An 18,486-nucleotide genomic window follows, 5' to 3' on the forward strand; every position below is an offset into this window, starting at 1 on the left:
ACAAAGTTAAGGATAAATAAGTTTAATTACTTCTGCTTCCCTCTGGCTGCGGCGGCCATCAGGATGTTCTTGACACTCTCCTGCTTGGTCAAATCCATGGCGGTCTTGCCGGCGAAGTCGCGCAGGCCAGGGTCAGCGCCGGCGTTGAGCAAGGCCACAATCACCTCGTTGCCCCCGTTCAGCTCACATGCCAGCATCAGCGGTGTCTTTCCCTCCAGGTTCTGGATGTTGGGGTTGGCACCGCCCTTCAGCAGCCTGCTCAACTCCATCAGGTGCGTGCCGTTTGAGAAACGCACGGCATAGTAAAGCGGCGTATTGCCCAAGTTATCCACTATGTTGGGGTCGGCTTTGTACTGGAACATGGTATCCAGGAGCTGCGCCTGCTCTATCTCAAATAGCTCCGTATTGATGCGGGCACCGGACATAGCATAATGCAAAGCGGTCTTGCCATCCTGGTCCGTTGCATTCACATCGGCGCCCTTGCGCAGTAGATGGCTGGCTACCTGAAGCCGCACCTCTGGCACATAGATGACACCATAGTCCTCAAGCAACAGAGGGATAAAAATGCCGTGCATGAGCGGCGTGCGGAGCCTGAAATCAAAGTCATAGCCGTTAGGCACAGCTAGCGTGTTTACATTCGCTCCGTTGGCCAGCGTACGTTTCACAATGTCCGGGTTACGCTCAATGGCCGCCAGCACCAGTTTCTGGTCAGCAGTCTGGCTCAGGTACTTGAGTTGCTCAAAGGCGTGGGAGCTTCCCTTTGAGATGGCCTGGTGGTACAGGTCGCGGGCTTTCTCTGGTTGCGGCTCCCCTAGGTTTCCTTCTTCATAAAGTAGTCCCAAGGTATAGAGCGCGCCCCGCTCGCCAGCTGCGGCTCCTTTCTTCAGCCAAAACTCGGCCTTCTCCACATTTGGCTCCACGCCCTCCCCCGACAGGTATAGGTTGGCAAGCGAGCCATAGGCCACCACATCGTGCTTGTTAGCAGCACGGCTGATGTAGTTGAAGGCGTATTCCTTATCCTGCATCTCGCCGTAACCGGTATAGTACATACTACCCAAGATACGGTTACAGAAAGCGTCTCCGGCTACCGCCATATCCCGGATTTCCACGGCGGCGCTGCGCATCAGCTGCGTGAAGCGCTGCTTGTCCTCCTTCGAGCGCAGCACCATGAGTTCAGCCATACCCAAGTTACCCAGCAGGTTGTTGTTTTCGAGCGCCAGCTCAAAGTAATACCTGGCCGAGTCAGGGCTGGGGGTATAATACGTCTCTGGATTCACGATGCGCAGCGTATCCTGCTGCCCCGAAGGGTCCTTCAACTCTCCGTACTGGTGCATGCGTCCCATGAAATAATAGGCGGCACCCTCTTCACGGGCAGCCGCCTGTCTGAACTTGGCATAGGCAGCCTCGTACTGCAGGCCCATGTACAAATCCACGGCTTCCTGCATTTCGGGCGTGCGCCATACCTGCTCCTTGGTCCTCGGGATTGGAGTTCCCGCCTTCTCCCCTGTTGTTACAGGCACCGTATCGGGGGCAGCCTGCATACCTGATTTGGAGATTGTGCTGCCACCGGCTTGTTTACCACCGGTCTGCGCCATCACCACGGGAGCGGCAGGCAACAGCATCAGCAGCAAGAGGAGTTTCTTCATGGCAGGTCGGGGGCTTATGGTAAAATGCATGTCGGTTCAATCAAAATTCTGTAGGCCTTAGCCGCACTCAGTTCAGCAAAGATAAAGATATTGTCCCGTTTATCTAAAAATGCGCTGATTCGACCCGCAGGCTATACCTGGTGCCGGTACAAAAGGCTTTGAAGCACATCGCAAAACAAAGGCCAAACTATGGGCCTACCTAAAGAAACCATCTGGAGCCGCGTCTGGTTCTCTAATTGTGCCACCGGCATTCCTAATACAGATAGTAATTTGTAAATTGCATAGATTTTTAAAGACGCACGCGGAAGAGACGAAATGGATTATATTAGTTTACTGAACGAGTCGCAACGCAAGGCCGTGCTCCACACCGAAGGGCCAGCCATGATTATAGCGGGTGCCGGCTCCGGAAAGACACGAGTACTGACTTACAGGATTGCTCACCTGATTAGTTTGGGGGTAGACCCGTTCAACATACTGGCCCTGACCTTTACCAACAAGGCGGCTAAGGAAATGCGCCATCGTATTGAGAAAGTGATTGGCAACGAGGCGAAGAACATCTGGATGGGCACTTTCCACTCGGTTTTCTCCCGCATACTCCGCGCTGAGGCCGACAAGATTGGCTACCCGAAGAGCTTCACCATCTACGATACCGACGACTCCAAGACGCTCATCCGCAACATCGTGAAGGAGATGAACCTGGACGACAAGCTATATAAGCCGAACGTGGTGCTGGGCCGCATCTCCTCAGCCAAAAACAAGCTTATCTCGGTGCGTCAGTACCTCAACGACGCCGTGATTCAGGCTGACGACGAGGCCGCCATGCGCCCGAAGATTGGCAAAATATATGAGCAGTACCAGAGCCGCTGCTTCAAGGCCGGCGCCATGGACTTCGATGACCTGCTCTTCAACACGAACGTGCTGTTCAAGGACCATCCGGACGCACTCAACAAGTACCAGAACATCTTCAAATTTGTGATGGTGGACGAGTATCAGGACACGAACTACTCGCAGTACCTGATTACGCGCAAGCTGGCTGCTCAGAACCGCAACATTGTGGTGGTAGGCGACGATGCGCAGTCCATCTACGCCTTCCGGGGCGCCGACATCCAGAACATCCTCAACTTTGAGCGTGACTACCCAGAGCTGGAAGTGTTTAAACTGGAGCAAAACTACCGCTCCACCAAGAACATCGTGCACGCTGCCAACTCTGTCATCAAAAACAACACGGCTCAGCTGCGCAAGGACGTTTTCACGGATAACGAGCAGGGACCGCTGATTGAAGTTATCAAAGCGAACTCTGACAACGAAGAGGGCAAATTGGTGGCTACTACCATTTTCGAGGAGAAGATGAACAACCACCTCTCCTACGACGACTTCGCCATCCTGTACCGCACCAACGCCCAGTCAAGGGCCATGGAAGAGGCGCTGCGCCGCATGAACATCAAGTACAAGATTGTGGGCGGCCTGTCGTTCTACCAGCGCAAGGAAATCAAGGACCTCATCGCCTACCTGCGCCTCACGGTGAATCCGAACGACGAGCAGGCATTGCGCCGTGTCATCAACTACCCTAAACGAGGTATAGGCGAAACAACGGAACAGAAGCTGTTTGTGACTGCCAACGACATCAACCACTCGGTGTGGGAGGTGGTGCAGAACGCTACCGAATTCTTGGGCAACCGGGTGGGTACGGCCATCGAGAATTTCTCCATCATGATTCGGGATTTTGCTCGAATTGCCGATAACAGCGACGCCTTTGAGGTAGCCAAGCACATCGCCAAGCACTCCGGCATCGTCGACGACCTGTACCAGGATAAAACCGTGGAGGGGCTGGCCCGGTATGAGAACATCCAGGAGTTGCTCAACGGTATAAAAGAGTATGTGGACGACCCGGAGAAAGAGGACAAGAGCCTCTCGGCCTTCCTGCAGGACATCGCCCTGATTACGGACGCGGACACCAAAGCCGACATGGACGGCGAGTTTGTGACGCTGATGACCATCCACTCTGCCAAGGGACTGGAGTTCAAGAATGTGTTCATCGTAGGTATGGAGGAGAACCTCTTCCCGAGCCAGATGATGCTTAACTCCCGCGCCGATTTGGAGGAGGAGCGCCGCCTGTTCTATGTGGCTATCACCCGCGCCGAGAAGAAGCTATACCTGACCTACGCCACCAGCCGTTACCAGTGGGGCAACCTGCGCGCCTGCGAGAAAAGCCGCTTCCTGGACGAGATAGACCCGAAATACCTCAACTTCAAGTACGGCGACGCGGGTACTGCAACCGGAGGCAACGTGTTTGACCGGGTTTTGCAGCGCAAGAGCAGCATCAGCAGCCTGGTATCGCCGCCGGCGCGCAAGCAGGCTGCCACCGCCTACTCCGCACCAGCCGATTTCCAGCCGAGCGATACTTCCAATCTGGCAGCAGGCATGAAAGTGGAGCACCCTAAGTTCGGATTCGGCGTAGTAGCCAAGATGGACACGCAGGGAAACAGCACCAAGGCCACCATCAACTTTGACGAAGTGGGTGAAAAAACGCTCCTGCTCAGCTTTGCGAAGCTGCGCATACACAGCTAAAGCTGTAATTGTAATGACGAATCAAGGGTTAGGAATCATGGATGAGTGATTGACTAACTGGTGCAGCCCACTTTCATGTAAAGGCTTCTTCAGTTATTCATTTATAGTCATTATTCGTATTTCTTATTTTTTAATTCGTAATTCGTAACTCTTAATTCGTAATTAATAAGATGGAAGCTAGTACTACCTTTAAGCAAGAGCTGTTGCTGCGCGAATACGGCAGAAACGTACAGGATCTTGTGAACCACATACTCCGAATAGAAGACAGAGCCGAACGTACGCGCCTGTCCTACCTGCTGGTCAACCTGATGGCGAAGCTCAACCCGCAGCTCCGGGAAACGCAGGACTATGCACAGAAACTGTGGAACCACCTCTACGTGATGTCCGGCTCAAAGCTCGATGTGGACGCTCCTTACCCGCTTAGCGCGATGGAGTACCTCAACGACAAGCCGCAACCTATGGAGTATCCGCTGAACACACCCCGGTATAAGCATTACGGCCAGAACGTGGAGCTCCTGATTCAGCGCGCCACCGAACTGGAGGATGAGAAAGAGCGCGAGGCCGCCATCATCTCTATCGGCAAGCTGATGAAGACCCTCTACCGCTCCTACAACAAAGACAGCATCACCGATGACGTGATTCTGACCGATATCCAGCAGATTTCCAAAGGAAAGCTGAACATGGACCTGGCCTACATCGAGAGCAACAATCTGTTTGAGTCCGTAGGAGGCAGAGCACAGCAGGATAGCAGCAGTAGCAACCGCCCACAACAGCAGCAACAGCAAAACCGCAGCGGCGACAGCAACCGCGGCGGAGGCGACAACCGTGGCCGCAAAAACGTAAGAACGACTTCTTCCAACCAAAGAAATAAACAGTAATAAATGGCTTCATTTGAAGTAATAGGCGGCAACAAGCTGCGTGGCGACATTTATCCGCAAGGCGCTAAAAACGAAGCCCTGCAGATACTGTGTGCCGTGCTGCTGACGTCTGAACCTGTCACCATCTCCAATGTTCCGGACATCCGGGACGTGAACAAACTCATTGAACTGCTACGCGACCTGGGTGTGACCGTAAAACGCGAAGCAGCGGATACCTATACCTTCCAGGCAGACAACATCAACCTGGATTACCTTGAGACTGAAAGCTTTGTAGAACATGGCCGCGCCATCAGAGGCTCGGTGATGATTGTAGGACCGATGCTCGCCCGATTTGGAAAGGCGAAAATGCCCAAGCCAGGCGGTGACAAGATAGGTCGACGCCGGCTGGACACGCACTTCATCGGTTTCGAAAAGCTGGGCGCCAAGTTCAGCTACGACTCCGAAGACAGCTTCTATACCGTGACGTCTGAGAAGCTGAAGGGAGCCTACATGCTCCTGGACGAAGCCTCTGTGACCGGTACAGCCAACATCCTGATGGCAGCTGTGCTGGCCGAAGGAACAACCACCATCTACAATGCCGCCTGCGAGCCTTACGTGCAGCAGCTTTGCCGTATGCTCAACCGCATGGGTGCGCGCATCAGCGGCATCGGCTCCAACCTGTTGGTGATTGAGGGAGTCGACAATCTGGGTGGCACAGAACACCGCATGCTGCCCGATATGATTGAAATCGGTTCCTTTATTGGTCTGGCCGCTATGACCGGCTCTGAAATCACCATCAAGGACTGCCAGATTTCCGAACTCGGCTTAATTCCAGACACGTTCCAGCGCCTGGGCATCAAAATGGAGTTCCGCGGCGATGATATCTTCATACCGGAGCAGGACCGCTACGAAGTGGATACATACATTGACGGAAGCATCCTGAACATTTCGGACCATACCTGGCCTGGCCTGACGCCTGACCTGCTGAGCGTGGCGCTCGTAGTGGCGACACAGGCAAAGGGTACGGTGCTGGTGCATCAGAAAATGTTCGAGAGCCGTCTCTTCTTCGTGGATAAGCTCATTGACATGGGGGCCCAGATTATCCTCTGTGACCCGCACCGCGCTACTGTTATTGGGCAGAACAAGCAGATTCCGCTCCGCGGCATTCGCATGACCTCCCCTGACATCCGCGCCGGCGTAGCGCTACTTATCGCTGCTCTGTCTGCAGAAGGCACCAGCATCATCGACAACGTAGAACAGATTGACCGCGGTTATCAGAACATCGACGGCCGCCTGAACGCACTAGGTGCTCAGATACGAAGACTGTAAACTTAATTATGAATTCTCACAAACAGCAAGAGCACCTGATGAAGGTGCTCTTGCTGTTTGTAGGGTATGGCTGGTTAGAGTCTGTTCTTGTGATGGACGATGTAGGTTGCATCCTAGCTATAACCTTTAAGTATACCTCTTGTCTTAACCCACCCCTGCCTATCCAAGGAAAGATGCCTGCCCGAGTACTGACAGGCTTAGGAACGCATGCTGTCATTCCCACGAAAGGAGAATCTCACGCCATTCGGGCCGCGGTTCGAGCGCCAGCGCAGATGCGGGTTTTGTGAGGGAGTCGAGGCAGCAGAGGAAGGAACCGGTTTAGAACAATCAAGCATGTCTCACCGCCCGTTCCCGCTCCGCTCGCACCGGCTGCAGTATTGGTAACAGATTCCTCCTTTCGTGGGAATGACAGAATGGGTATGGGGATGACAGTGGAGCCATCCAGGCCTAGGTATAGCCGTCAGGTATAGTAAGGCATGCTTACAACAACAGCTACAGAGGGAAGACAACTGCCAAGTGCACTTTGTGGCGCTCCACTGTTCGAGCGGTCAGCGAGTTTGGAGCGTCTTGACTTTTTTGCTTACTTTTTGTGTCAAGACAAAAAGTGAGTGCCCGCCGCACAGGTGAGGCTACAAAGCAAAGCAGCGAGCAGGCAACAAAGACAACAGCTACAAAGCAGCATTAAGACTAAACTACTCCTGCTCTTTACTCTCTCCTCTCCTGCTGCCACGGTATAACTCATATTTCAGCAGGCGGCAGTCTATTGCGCCGTTGTACAGGGGGGTACGTCGAGAGGCGCGGAGGCCGATGTTCTTGGCTGCCTCCAAATTGCCGGTCAGTACAAAGGCATCGAAGCCCTGGTAGTTGTTTTTGAGGGTGTCGCCAATCTGCTTGTAGAGTTGGTTGATGTCATCTGAAACAATGCGCTCGTTGTAAGGCGGGTTCATGACCAGCACACCCTGGTCGGCCGGGGCATTGGTCTGGAAGAAATCAGCCTCTTCCACTTTGATGATATGCTCCAAGCCAGCATTTTCGATGTTCTTGCGGGCTGCGGCCACGTAATCCGCGTCGATGTCGTAACCGATGATGGTCGCCTGCGGCTCCCTTCTTTCGCGGGCCTCTGCCGTTTTCCAGACCATCTCAAACAGTTCCTGATTGTAATCCTTCCAACTCTCGAAGGCAAAGGGGTCGCGGCGGAAAATGCCGGGGGCGACGTTTTGTGCCATCAGCGTGGCCTCAATCAGGAAGGTGCCGGAACCACACATGGGGTCTACAAAAGGGGATTTCCTGTCCCAACCTGAAAGCGAGATGATGCCGGCGGCGAGCACTTCGTTGAGTGGTGCCACGTTGGTCTGAAGGCGGTAACCGCGGCGGTGCAGCGAATCGCCTGAAGAGTCGAGTGACAGGGTGACCATGTTCTCGTGCATGTGCAGGTTGAGGCGCACATCCGGTCGGATTCGGTCCACGGAGGGACGCTCGCCGGTAGCTTTGCGGAACTGGTCTACAATGGCGTCTTTGGTCAGCTGCGCTACAAAAAGTGAGTGCTCGAAGGTGGAATGGCTCACTACGGCGTCAATGGCAAAGGTCTGCTTCAGGTCGAACACTTCAGACCAGTTCGTTTTCTGCACCTGCTCGTACAAATCCTGCTCGTTGCGAGCCTTGAAATTGCGAATAGGCTTCAGGATGCGGATGGCAGTGCGGCACCACAGGTTCGCCTCGTACAGTTGCCGCAGGTTCCCGGAAAAGCTTACCGCACGGTTCCCAACTTTGACGAACTCCATATCCAGCGCCCGAAGCTCCTCGGCCAGTACTTCTTCCAGCCCTGTGAGTGTGGTCGCAATCATGTTGAAGTTATCGCTCTGCTTTTGTTTTGCCATTGTCTTGCTTGTATAAAGTACAAAGATAGCGAGTTTAGGAGTTAGAAAGTTGGGAAGTTTAGGACTTGAGAAGGTATAGCACTGCTGATATGAACTTGTTGCTCGTTCAGGTATTAGTAAAGCATTCCCTACTAAGGCATGTGCTTCGAGCTCGTTCCAGCAATAGCCAGAGTAGGATTGTACTTCATAACTGTTCTTTCCTAAACTCTCTAACTTTCTAACTTCCTTTCAACTCTTAACTCTTACACCTATTTTTGCTGCAAATAGCCGCCTATGAAATTCGAGTCCGACTTCTCTCTAAAACCCTACAATACCTTTGGCATCGATGTCAAGGCAAAACTCTTCGTGCGCTTTGACAATGTGCAGGAACTGCAGGATCTGCTGCAAAGGCCGGAGGTAAAGGAGGAGCAGAAGCTCATTCTGGGGGGCGGCAGCAACGTGCTGTTCACTAAAGACTATGACGGCATCGTGCTGCAAAACGGCATCAAAGGTATGGAAGTGGTGCAGGAGGACGAGAAGTTTGCCTATGTCAAAGCCGGCGGCGGAGAGGTATGGCACAACCTGGTGCTCTTCAGCCTGGAGCACAACCTGGGGGGCATCGAGAACCTCTCACTGATACCGGGTACCGTGGGGGCCGCCCCGCTGCAGAACATCGGGGCCTATGGCGTGGAACTGAAAGATGTGTTTCACCAACTGGAGGCCGTGCACCTGGCCACCGGCGAGTTGCATACCTTTGACGCTGAGGCCTGCCGCTTCGGCTACCGCGAGAGCGTGTTCAAGCACGAGGCCAAAGGAGAATACATCGTAACAGCAGTTATACTCAGGCTGCACAAGCAGCACCAACTCAACACCTCTTATGGTGCTATTAAGACTACCCTGGAGGAGATGCAGGTGCAGCAGCCTACTATACACGACGTGAGTGCGGCCGTTTGCCACATCCGTCGCAGCAAATTACCTGACCCTGCCCAGATTGGAAACGCAGGCAGCTTCTTCAAAAACCCCGAAATACCCACGCTGCTCTACGATGTACTGAAGGAGCAGTACCCTGATATGCCTGCTTACCCTGTGTCAGAGGCCACGGTGAAGGTGCCCGCAGGCTGGCTGATTGAGCAGTGCGGCTGGAAAGGCAAAGTGGTAGAGAATTACGGCGTGCATAAAAACCAGGCGCTGGTACTGGTGAACTACGGTGGCGCCAAGGGCGAAAACGTGGTGAAACTGGCTTACGATATCATCCAATCGGTGCAGGAGAAGTTCGGCATCACGCTGCATCCGGAGGTGAATATCCTGTAGACAAATTTTATAGAGGAACTCACAAAATTTTAGCCAAAAGCGCCAAACTAAATCATAGAAGCTGCGATATATAGGGTATAACTCCTTTAAATTAAATACCCTTATGAATATCGTTACAATGCGCTTACTGCTGCTATTGTTGGCAGCTACAGTACTTTTCACATCCTGTGACAAGGATGAAGACACCGAGCCTACCAGAACCGACATCATCGTTGCCCACGAGTGGAAAGGGGAACGCATCTTGGTGAACGGGTTTGACGTGTCGAGCAGACCGGAAATCCAGGACATGCTGCTCGACATCAAGAGCACTACCCTCGCGCTGCGCCGCGACGGCACCTATACCGCTGTCTATAACCAGAACGGCACCAGCCAGACTTCCACGGGCAAGTGGGCTTTCAAAGAAGACGACACCATCCTGTTCATTGACCTGTTGGGCGACCTGCAGATTATCTCCCTCACCGACGACAACATGAACCTGTTTAAGACAATAGAGCAGAACGGGATGATGTTTGACGCGGAGGTGCAATTTGTCAAATAAGCCATCTATGTGGTCTGCCGGAAAGGTATAGCATTGGCCGCTTTCGTTGGGATTTCAGGATTTTATACAGACCTTTAGTACCATGTCTCGCCTTCGGGACATTATCGATTACCTGAGGCTGCAATTGCCGAAGACCTATAGATGACATAAGCCTCAGGACATTCATTTGAAACCTCTAATTTCTATCCTATGAAATTCCAACGATTACTCTCCCTCCTATTTGCGTTGCTGCTGGTTACGTCTCTCACAGGTTGTGGCAAAGACGATGACAAAGGACCTTCTAACAGAGATTTCCTCACAGCCGGCACCTGGACGGGTAACGCCATTGTGGTAAACGGGAACGATCTGACGCGTGAGTTCAGAGAGGACGAGGAGTTTCCCTACGACATCAGCCAGAACACCATCAAGTTTGATAAGGCTGGCACCTACCTGGACAGCTATGGCGGCAGGACGGACAACGGCACCTGGGAGTTTGCCAACGGAGAAAAGGAATTGCTCATGGACAAAGGCACCACCAACGAGTATACCCTCATCATCGACAGGCTCAACGACAAGGAATTGTTCCTCTACGAACTTGTTGATGACCCTAACATGGGTGCCGTTAAGTTCGAGCTCCGGTTCGTCCGCTAAAAATAGAAAAGGCTCCCTTCTGGGAGCCTTTTTTGTTCATGCTATACCTGCTACTTCAGCACGGCCAGCGTAGCGCCATCGCCGCCGCGTTCCTCTACCTCGCTGCTCAGGCTGGCCACCTCGCGCACAGAGTACAGGTAATCGCGCACCACCTGACGCAGCACGCCGTTGCCGCGGCCGTGTATGATTTTGATTTCCGGTATACCTAGCATGATGGCCTCATCGGTGAAGTTCATCACCTTGTTCAGGGCATCCTCGGCATATTCACCGCGTATGTCGAGCGTTGCCGCAAAGTCGGCCATGCGCTGTGTGATGTTCATGTTGCGGGTATAACCTTCGGCCGCCTCGGCTTTGGCCTTCTTCTGTTTTGCCGTCTCGGCCTCTGCCCGCTCCAGGTTGTCTACTTTCACAATGGTCTTCAGCCCACCAAACAGTACCTCAGCTGTTTTGCCTTTGATGCCAACAATCTGCCCCACGGAGTCCTGCCCCACCAGCGACACATTATCACCTTGTTTCAAAGGTCCTGCGTTGGCGGCTGCTGCCCTGCGGAAGGCCGGCCGCGGTTCCTCTTTACGGACAACCTCTGTGGCGAAGGTCTCCAGCTCGCGGCGGGCGTTCTTGGTCTGCTCCTTCTCGGCCTGGCTCTGCTTGATTTGCTGAATGGTCGCCTCTATTTTCTGGTTAGCGTCCTTGAGCAGCAGCTTAGCCTTGCCTTTCGCTTCGCGCATCACATCCACCTTGCTCTCTTCGAGGTAGTTCTTTAGCTCAGTGTACTCCTTCACGGAACGCTTCAGCTTCTGCTCCAGGGCATTGGCTTCACGCAATTTCTTCTCGAGTTCCTGTTTCTCCGTCTCCAGTTCTTCCAGCAGGCGGTCATACCTGATTTTGTCTTTGCCCACCAACGTACTTGCCTTGTCCACGATGTGCTGTGGCAAACCGATTTTCCGGGCAATCTCAATAGCGAAGGAAGAGCCTGGCTTGCCTATCTCCAGTTGGTAGAGCGGCTGCAGGTTTTTGTGGTCGTAGCGCATGGCCCCGTTCACGATGCCTGGCGTGCGCTCAGCAAAGTTCTTCAGGTTGGTATAGTGCGTCGTGATGACTCCAAACACCTTGCTGTCGTTGAGGTTCTGCAACACGGCCTCAGCAATGGCGCCACCCAATACGGGTTCTGTACCTGTACCGAATTCGTCAATCAGAACAAGGCTCTTGTTGTCGGCCACCGTCACGAATTTCTTCATGTTGGTGAGGTGCGAGCTGTAGGTACTTAGGTCGTTCTCAATGGACTGCTCATCCCCGATGTCGATGAAGATGTCGTGGAAGATGCCTGCCTCAGAGTTATCACCTACAGGTATAAGCATACCTGTCTGCAGCATGTATTGCACCAGTCCCACCGTTTTCAAACTCACAGACTTACCACCAGCATTCGGACCGGAGATAAGCAGGATGCGCTGGTCCCGGGTGAGCTCCAGGTCCATGGGTATGGTCGGTCTGCCCAGTTGCCGGTGCGACAGGTATAGCAGCGGGTGTATAGCTTGTTTCCAGTCGATGTGCGGGTACTTGTGCAGCTTCGGCATGGTGGCTTCTACGCGGCGCGCAAAGGCCGCTTTGGCCCGAATGAAGTCCAGCAAGCCCAGGTACTGGTAGGCCTTGCGCAGCTCAGGTATGTAGTTGCGCAACGTGTTAGTCAGCCCCATCAGGATGCGGATGAGCTCCCGGTGGTAAGCGTTCTCCAGGTCTTTGATGTCGTTGTTGAGCTCAAAGATAGACTCCGGCTCAATGTACACCGTCTGCCCTGTGTTCGACTCGTCGTGAATCAGACCCTTGATGCGGCGCTTGTGCTCGGCTATGACAGGTATAACCAGGCGGCCCCCGCGGATAGTCGGCTCTGAATCGCCGGGCGTCCAGCCTTCGTTTTTGGCGTGGCGGATGATAGAACTGATGGTCTTGCGCAAGGCACCCTGCTGGGCAATGAGGTCGCGCTTCAGGCGCTGCAGTTCGGGTGTGGCGTCGTCGCGCACGGCACCGGCATCGTCCACCACTTTGTCGAGGGCGGCGATGAGCGAGCGCTCCACCATCACGTTGGCACCCAGCGCCTTCAGGGCCTCAAAGGTTCCCTCCTCGGTGCTGGAGATGAAGCGCAGGGAATCGCGGATGGTGCGCAGCGACATCTTGATTTCGAAGAAGGCCTGCACTTCCAGGAAGGAGCCCACAATGGCTGCTCTGTCGAGGTAGGCGGTTACGTCAAAATAATGTTGTAGCGGAATTTCGGCATCGGACTCGAGTAGCTGCTTAAACTCGCTGGTCTGTTCCAGGAGGCGCTGCACCAGGTCGTAGCGGTTCAGGAAGGTCATGCGGTTCACAAACTGGCGGCCCAACGGACTCAGACACAGTTCTGACAGCATCTCGCGTACCTGTGCAAACCCAATCTTTATCTCAAAGTTTTCTGGATATATCAATTCTTATCTCTTATTTTAAGGCAAATTTAGCATATTATAACAAGTAGCGGTGCTACTTTAGTTCTGAGTTCTGAGATATGAGTCACGAGTTTTATCACAACCGTAAAACACGGAATTCTTGACTCAGAACTCGCGACTCTGCACTAAAACTCCTCAACTCTTAAACCCCAAACTCATAACTCCAATCATGGTTCTCGACAAACTCGCTAACGCCAATCGCTATACCTGCATGCATCCTTTGTTCCCTCAGGCTTTCCAGTTTCTGCAGGAGGCGGACCTGCTGCACCTGCCCCTTGGCCAACAGGCCATTGTGGGCAAAGATTTGTTCGCCATTATTTCGGAAGGGACAGGTATACCCGAGAAGGACGCCAGGCTGGAGGTACACCGCAAATACATTGACATACAATACGTCATCTTGGGCACCGACCACATGGGCTGGAAAGACCTGGCCCTATGCGATGCCCCCAACGACCCCTATAACGAGGACCGTGACGCCGCCTTCTTCCCTGACAAGACCAGCAATTGGTTCGATGTGCCGGCAGGTTCTTTCATCATCTTCTACCCCGACGATGCCCACGCCGCCATGATTACGGAGAAAAACGTGCGGAAGGTGGTGCTGAAGATTGCCGTGCAGTAGTGGGGAGTTCAGATATAAGGCTGATAAGCGTATGTTTTCGTTTATACAGTAGTTAGCGGTCACAGATAAATATTGAAAGCGTTGCATAATATAGATTTTAAAAGGATTTTGATAACTACAGGTTTTTGTTTGTTGTCAGGAATTTTAACGGCTGTAATACTTAATGCATTTGAAATATATCAAGTAACACTCCTTATTGTACCTGGCTTTCTTTTTGGGTTGGCAATTATTCTATCAAATTCTAATCTGTTCAGAGATAAAGTTCAACAGGCGCTGACAACGATCCTGCTGTGTACAATATGTTGGATGGTTCTATTATTCTTATCGACATTATCAATTTATTTTCCTTTTCATCCCTTGGTAGGGTATTCGATTGTTGGATTTGTTTCTGCAGTCGTCACCTTTCTAATCTTTTGCATTTTCATAAAGTTCGAAAATGTAATACAAACAGCGGTTGCGGCTGGAGCTTCGGGAATTGTGGCATTCGCTATATTCTTTTTTATTACAGATAAGAAAGTTGGTGCTGCAGGGAGTTTAGAATATCTCTTCATCTTGTGGCAGACATTTGTGGGTTTTGCTATTAGCATAGGAATAAAGAAAACTACATCCGCTAACAAAGCACATATGTTAAACATTGGCTAACGCCATGTTCACCCTATGTTCAGTCCGTTAGGTCTACCAAGAAACCACCCTCAAGTAAAGCATGAATCAAATCAGCATCAACAGAGTTACGATAAACGACATTCACCAACTCCAGGAAATTGGCAGGCTAACATTTTCCGAAACGTTTTCAGCTGGAAACACGGAGGAAAACATGAAGCAGTACCTGGAAGAGGGGTTTTCTGTTGAGAAACTGACTGCTGAACTCAATGACCAAAATTCGGAATTCTATTTTGCGACAAGTGAGGATAAAGTAGTTGGCTATTTGAAACTGAACTTCGGTACGTCTCAGACAGAGCTGAAAGACGAAAATGCTCTTGAGATAGAAAGGATTTATGTGTTAAAGGAATTTCATGGGAAAAGCGTAGGACAACTTCTTTACGAACATGCCATGCAGGTTGCGAGGCAGAAGCGCGTGGATTACGTTTGGCTGGGTGTCTGGGAAGAAAATCCAAGAGCCATAAACTTCTATAAGAAAAACGGTTTCGTTGAGTTTGATGAACATGTTTTCAGATTAGGCGATGACGAGCAGACAGACATCATGATGAAGCTCAAACTGAAAGGCTAATCAGATTATATAATTAGTAAAGTACGACGGCGATGGATACAAACAGAAGCAAGGACAACTCAATGGGGTCAAGCTACAACCTGAATTCACAAACCTTCTATCATGGTACCAAGGCTAATCTGAACCAGGGAGATTTGATTGAGCCCGGCTATACCTCCAACTATGGCAAGCGTAAAAAGGCGAACTATGTCTATCTGACTGCCACTTTAGATGCCGCTATTTGGGGAGCCGAACTTGCTGTGGGCGAAGGCCCCGGCAGGATTTACATAGTAGAGCCTACTGGCCCGATTGAAAATGACCCTAACTTGACGAACAAGAAATTCCCTGGAAATCCCACAAAGTCCTACCGCTCCCGAAATCCGATTCGGGTGGTTGGTGAGGTCACAGAGTGGCAGGGACACACCCCGGAGCAGCTAAAGGCCATGCAGGAGCACCTGGAGCGACTGAAGCTACAAGGCATTGAAGCAATAGAGGATTGAGTAAAAATATCAGACAAGCACATTGAGTAGCTGAAGCAACGACCTGCTGAAATACCAATAGATTGTGACGAGTACAATGTTCAGCTCAAGGTTTCTGCTCTTACCTCACTCTTTTAAGGCTGGCAAGCGCGCAGAAAACGCCACAAGCCACGTGCCAGCTACCTACGTACTCAAATCACACAACATGATTCAAATCATACGAACTGACTCAGCAAACGAAGACTTCATCCAACTCGTGAAGTTCCTGGACACTGACCTAGCGGAGAAAGACGGGGATGAACATGCCTTTTATGCGCAGTTCAATAAAGTGGATGCCATCAAACATGTCGTGGTGGCCTACGCTGGCGAAGTGGCTGTGGGTTGTGGGGCCATCAAACACTTTGAGCCGGGCACTATGGAAGTAAAGCGCATGTTCGTTGACCCTGTATACAGAGGCAAAGGCATCGCTTCACGCATCCTATCAGAGTTAGAGGGTTGGGCCAGTGAACTTTCCTATACCAGATGTATTCTGGAAACAGGCACAAGGCAACAAGAGGCCATCAGGCTGTATAGCAAGAGCAACTACATCCAGATACCTAACTACGGCCAGTATGCAGGGGTGCAAAATAGTCTGTGCTTCGAGAAGCTAGTGAAGTAACTGCTTTCTTCATTATAGAGCACTTCTGCTCAATCTCTTATCCCACTAAACCTACCGCGTCAGGTGCAGCAAATCCCGCACCAGCCACGACTCCGGACATAACGCCGGGTATCTTTTAAGTCCATCCAAAAAACCAGTCAGCAAATGCGGGTTATCGGCGATGTTCGAGAAGTAGGCAATCAGCACCTCCTGCTCCGGTATACCAATGACCAGGTGACTGAAGCCGCTGGTGTTGCCGGTATGGTATAGCTCAAGTCCGCCGGATGTACGTTCCGAGCAGAACCAGCCCATTCCGTAATAGCCATTCGCATACCCTTGCAAGGGATACGCTACCTGCTCCAGCGCCGTAGTTATACCTTGCATTTGGGTCAGCGCCTTGTGCCATTTCTGGTAATCCTGCAGCGAGGTATAGATACAGCCATCGCCGCGGGTGGCCGTGCAAGTGCCCTGGTCGGAATACATAAAGCCTCCCTGGCCATCTCTTGCATACCCCATCGCGCGGTGGGCAATGGGTCCTCCGCTGGTGTAAAGCGTACTGCTTTGCATACCCAGAGGTTCAAAAACATTCTCCTTCAGAAAGTCATCATAAAGCTGCCCCGTCACTCGCTCCACCACCAGCGCCAGCAGCACGTAGCCGGTGTTGCTATACCTGTATTGGGTGCCTGGTCTGAAATAAGTATTGGACTGAGAGGCCGTAATCGCCAGCACTTCCTCATCGGTCACCTGTGTTTCTCTGCTTTCTTCCACAAACTCCTCATAGTCTAGTAACCCGGAAGAATGCGTGAGCAGGTGGCGCAGGGTAATCTGGCCAGCCGCAGGTTTAAAACCTGAGAAGATATTATGTATTGCAGCATCGTAGGAAACCAATCCCCGCTGCACCAGCAGTTGCACGCAGTAAGCCGTGAATTGTTTGGAGACAGAAGCCATCCGGAAGTTGGTATGCGGCATGATTGGCTCCCCAGTGGAGAGGTCGGCCATACCTATACCCCGCTCATACAGGATTTCCCCCTGAGCCGCCACTAACACCGCAGCGCCAGGTGCGTCGGCACTGTACTGAGATTCCAGCAGCGCATCCAAGGATTCTGACAGGTTGTTTTTCATCTTGTTCCAGGTATAGCCGTTCATCAGAACTTCTCCTCCACCCCCAGCCCGAAGAGGGCGTAATCGTACTTCACCGGGTCCGTTGGGTCAAAGGTTCGCAAATGGTTGGTCAGTTCCTCGGCCGTCTGCCAGTCCATACCTTTCCGCGTGATGAGGCCCAGCCTGCGGGCCACCCGCTCCACGTGCACATCGCAAGGGCAAACCAAATCGGCAGGTTGCATGGTATGCCATAAGCCGAAGTCCACACCGCCGTCAGCCGGCCGCACCATCCAGCGCAGATACATGTTGAGTCGCTTGCAGGCCGATTTCCGTGCGGGAGTGGAGATGTGCTTTTTAGTGCGATGCGGTGCTTCCTCCAGACTGAACACCAGGTCATGGAAATGCTCCAGCCGCTCCTTCTGCGACTTAACTTCGTCCCGCTCTCCAGTAAAAGCCGTCTCCAGACTTTCGTGCTGCTGGTAGTACCACCTGAAAAAATGCAACAGGTAGAGCAAATCTGTGTCGTTGAAGGTGCGGTGCTTGAAACCCAAAAAGCGTGGCAGGTCCTGCTCCCGGTGGTGCAGAATGAAATCGTGGGGGGCATTGTCCATCAGGTCCATCAGTTTCAGGCAGTTGTTGATGATGGTCTTTCGCTGCCCCCAGGCCAATATAGCGGCAAAGAACCCGCTTATCTCAATGTCCTGCCTCTTGGTAAACCGATGCGGAATAGAAACCGGGTCATGCGGGATGAAGCTGGGCTGGTTGTATGTTGCCACCCGGTCATCGAGCAGCGCTTTGATGGCAGCGAGGTCTCCTTTCATGAGGTTGAGTACGTGAGTAGAAGGGATGCAAGTTAAGAAATGTTCTGCTTCACCAAATGTATTCATGGGTTCGATGCCATTGACCTTGAAGGTTGCTTGTTAATTGTTTCATAGCTTCGCCTGTGTGGCGGGCACCTACTTTTTTCCTTCGCCTGGCATACCTGCCATACCTGTTGTAGCTCCGTCATCCCCCTACACATTCTGTCATTCCGACGAAAGGAGGAATCTGTTACGCTGCCTGCCACCGGTTCGAGCGCAGCGGGAACCGGCGGTGAAAGATGCCGGACAGTTATCATGTAGGGGGTTTCCTCTGTTTCCTTATCGTTCTCAGGAAAGCCGCATCCGCGCTGGCGCTGGATGTGCGGCCGGAAGGGCGTGAGATTCCTCCTTTCGTCGGAATGACAATTACGAAT

Annotated in this window: 16 protein-coding genes; 11 read left to right on the forward strand and 5 right to left on the reverse strand. The window is 52.2% G+C overall.

The window, feature by feature from the left end; all coding sequences use genetic code 11:
* Nucleotides 1-26 precede the first annotated feature (26 nt).
* The gene (locus B051_RS0111235) at nucleotides 27-1,676 is read right to left on the reverse strand and encodes an ankyrin repeat domain-containing protein (RefSeq protein ID WP_245539611.1); all 1,650 of its coding nucleotides are present in this window, start codon (nucleotides 1,674-1,676) and stop codon (nucleotides 27-29) included.
* Nucleotides 1,677-1,961: 285 nt separating this feature from the next.
* Between B051_RS0111235 and B051_RS0111240 the strand changes: the two genes are divergently transcribed.
* The 3 genes from B051_RS0111240 to murA all read left to right on the forward strand — a co-directional run bounded on the left by B051_RS0111240 (nucleotide 1,962) and on the right by murA (nucleotide 6,400).
* On the forward strand, nucleotides 1,962-4,214 hold the full coding sequence (locus tag B051_RS0111240; RefSeq protein ID WP_018478307.1) for an ATP-dependent helicase: 2,253 nt from the start codon (nucleotides 1,962-1,964) through the stop codon (nucleotides 4,212-4,214).
* 170 nt (nucleotides 4,215-4,384) lie between these two features.
* Nucleotides 4,385-5,092: a DUF4290 domain-containing protein gene (locus B051_RS0111245; RefSeq protein WP_018478308.1), complete on the forward strand. Its 708-nt coding sequence runs from the start codon at nucleotides 4,385-4,387 to the stop codon at nucleotides 5,090-5,092.
* Between the two features lie 3 nt (nucleotides 5,093-5,095).
* Entirely contained in the window at nucleotides 5,096-6,400 is a 1,305-nt protein-coding gene (gene murA / locus B051_RS0111250) for a UDP-N-acetylglucosamine 1-carboxyvinyltransferase (RefSeq protein ID WP_018478309.1), read from the forward strand.
* A gap of 692 nt (nucleotides 6,401-7,092) precedes the next feature.
* Here murA and B051_RS0111260 read toward each other — a convergent pair.
* Nucleotides 7,093-8,277, reverse strand: coding sequence for a THUMP domain-containing class I SAM-dependent RNA methyltransferase (locus B051_RS0111260; RefSeq protein ID WP_018478311.1), 1,185 nt, complete (start codon nucleotides 8,275-8,277; stop codon nucleotides 7,093-7,095).
* 273 nt (nucleotides 8,278-8,550) lie between these two features.
* On the opposite strand from B051_RS0111260, the gene murB reads away from it, so the two are divergent.
* From murB to B051_RS0111275, 3 genes are all read left to right on the forward strand, one after another.
* Nucleotides 8,551-9,567, forward strand: coding sequence for a UDP-N-acetylmuramate dehydrogenase (murB, locus tag B051_RS0111265; protein ID WP_018478312.1), 1,017 nt, complete (start codon nucleotides 8,551-8,553; stop codon nucleotides 9,565-9,567).
* Between the two features lie 103 nt (nucleotides 9,568-9,670).
* Complete coding sequence (locus tag B051_RS0111270; protein ID WP_157578758.1) at nucleotides 9,671-10,105, forward strand: hypothetical protein; 435 nt, start codon at nucleotides 9,671-9,673, stop codon at nucleotides 10,103-10,105.
* Nucleotides 10,106-10,294: 189 nt separating this feature from the next.
* A complete protein-coding gene (locus B051_RS0111275) occupies nucleotides 10,295-10,735 on the forward strand; it encodes a hypothetical protein (protein ID WP_026236342.1) in 441 nt (146 codons plus the stop codon).
* Nucleotides 10,736-10,785: 50 nt separating this feature from the next.
* On the opposite strand, the gene B051_RS0111280 is transcribed toward B051_RS0111275, so the two are convergent.
* Complete coding sequence (locus tag B051_RS0111280; protein ID WP_018478315.1) at nucleotides 10,786-13,191, reverse strand: endonuclease MutS2; 2,406 nt, start codon at nucleotides 13,189-13,191, stop codon at nucleotides 10,786-10,788.
* A 187-nt stretch (nucleotides 13,192-13,378) separates the two neighbouring features.
* On the opposite strand from B051_RS0111280, the gene B051_RS0111285 reads away from it, so the two are divergent.
* From B051_RS0111285 to B051_RS0111305, 5 genes are all read left to right on the forward strand, one after another.
* The gene (locus tag B051_RS0111285) at nucleotides 13,379-13,828 is read left to right on the forward strand and encodes a YhcH/YjgK/YiaL family protein (protein ID WP_018478316.1); all 450 of its coding nucleotides are present in this window, start codon (nucleotides 13,379-13,381) and stop codon (nucleotides 13,826-13,828) included.
* Between the two features lie 81 nt (nucleotides 13,829-13,909).
* Nucleotides 13,910-14,470 carry a hypothetical protein gene (locus B051_RS0111290; protein ID WP_157578760.1) on the forward strand — a complete coding sequence of 187 codons (561 nt, stop codon included), beginning with the start codon at nucleotides 13,910-13,912 and terminating at the stop codon, nucleotides 14,468-14,470.
* A 61-nt stretch (nucleotides 14,471-14,531) separates the two neighbouring features.
* Entirely contained in the window at nucleotides 14,532-15,056 is a 525-nt protein-coding gene (locus B051_RS0111295) for a GNAT family N-acetyltransferase (protein WP_018478318.1), read from the forward strand.
* Nucleotides 15,057-15,118: 62 nt separating this feature from the next.
* Nucleotides 15,119-15,535, forward strand: a complete 417-nt coding sequence (gene arr, locus B051_RS0111300) for an NAD(+)--rifampin ADP-ribosyltransferase (protein ID WP_071594883.1) — start codon at nucleotides 15,119-15,121, stop codon at nucleotides 15,533-15,535.
* 184 nt (nucleotides 15,536-15,719) lie between these two features.
* Complete coding sequence (locus B051_RS0111305) at nucleotides 15,720-16,172, forward strand: GNAT family N-acetyltransferase (protein WP_026236343.1); 453 nt, start codon at nucleotides 15,720-15,722, stop codon at nucleotides 16,170-16,172.
* Between the two features lie 51 nt (nucleotides 16,173-16,223).
* Here B051_RS0111305 and B051_RS0111310 read toward each other — a convergent pair whose 3' ends face one another.
* Both B051_RS0111310 and B051_RS0111315 read right to left on the reverse strand, forming a co-directional pair.
* The gene (locus tag B051_RS0111310; protein WP_157578762.1) at nucleotides 16,224-17,273 is read right to left on the reverse strand and encodes a serine hydrolase domain-containing protein; all 1,050 of its coding nucleotides are present in this window, start codon (nucleotides 17,271-17,273) and stop codon (nucleotides 16,224-16,226) included.
* 23 nt (nucleotides 17,274-17,296) lie between these two features.
* On the reverse strand, nucleotides 17,297-18,073 hold the full coding sequence (locus B051_RS0111315; RefSeq protein ID WP_018478322.1) for a TIGR02757 family protein: 777 nt from the start codon (nucleotides 18,071-18,073) through the stop codon (nucleotides 17,297-17,299).
* Nucleotides 18,074-18,486 lie beyond the last annotated feature (413 nt).

It is taken from the genome of Pontibacter roseus DSM 17521 (genome assembly GCF_000373265.1).
Lineage (GTDB): Bacteria > Bacteroidota > Bacteroidia > Cytophagales > Hymenobacteraceae > Pontibacter > Pontibacter roseus.

What these genes read in the sequence shown, in the direction of transcription:
- B051_RS0111235 (WP_245539611.1), bottom strand. Translation starts at nt 1,676, where the DNA reads ATGCATTTTACCATAAGCCCCCGACCTGCCATGAAGAAACTCCTCTTG.
- B051_RS0111240 (WP_018478307.1), top strand. Translation starts at nt 1,962, where the DNA reads ATGGATTATATTAGTTTACTGAACGAGTCGCAACGCAAGGCCGTGCTC.
- B051_RS0111245 (WP_018478308.1), top strand. Translation starts at nt 4,385, where the DNA reads ATGGAAGCTAGTACTACCTTTAAGCAAGAGCTGTTGCTGCGCGAATAC.
- murA (WP_018478309.1), top strand. Translation starts at nt 5,096, where the DNA reads ATGGCTTCATTTGAAGTAATAGGCGGCAACAAGCTGCGTGGCGACATT.
- B051_RS0111260 (WP_018478311.1), bottom strand. Translation starts at nt 8,277, where the DNA reads ATGGCAAAACAAAAGCAGAGCGATAACTTCAACATGATTGCGACCACA.
- murB (WP_018478312.1), top strand. Translation starts at nt 8,551, where the DNA reads ATGAAATTCGAGTCCGACTTCTCTCTAAAACCCTACAATACCTTTGGC.
- B051_RS0111270 (WP_157578758.1), top strand. Translation starts at nt 9,671, where the DNA reads ATGAATATCGTTACAATGCGCTTACTGCTGCTATTGTTGGCAGCTACA.
- B051_RS0111275 (WP_026236342.1), top strand. Translation starts at nt 10,295, where the DNA reads ATGAAATTCCAACGATTACTCTCCCTCCTATTTGCGTTGCTGCTGGTT.
- B051_RS0111285 (WP_018478316.1), top strand. Translation starts at nt 13,379, where the DNA reads ATGGTTCTCGACAAACTCGCTAACGCCAATCGCTATACCTGCATGCAT.
- B051_RS0111295 (WP_018478318.1), top strand. Translation starts at nt 14,532, where the DNA reads ATGAATCAAATCAGCATCAACAGAGTTACGATAAACGACATTCACCAA.
- arr (WP_071594883.1), top strand. Translation starts at nt 15,119, where the DNA reads ATGGGGTCAAGCTACAACCTGAATTCACAAACCTTCTATCATGGTACC.
- B051_RS0111305 (WP_026236343.1), top strand. Translation starts at nt 15,720, where the DNA reads ATGATTCAAATCATACGAACTGACTCAGCAAACGAAGACTTCATCCAA.
- B051_RS0111310 (WP_157578762.1), bottom strand. Translation starts at nt 17,273, where the DNA reads ATGAAAAACAACCTGTCAGAATCCTTGGATGCGCTGCTGGAATCTCAG.
- B051_RS0111315 (WP_018478322.1), bottom strand. Translation starts at nt 18,073, where the DNA reads ATGAAAGGAGACCTCGCTGCCATCAAAGCGCTGCTCGATGACCGGGTG.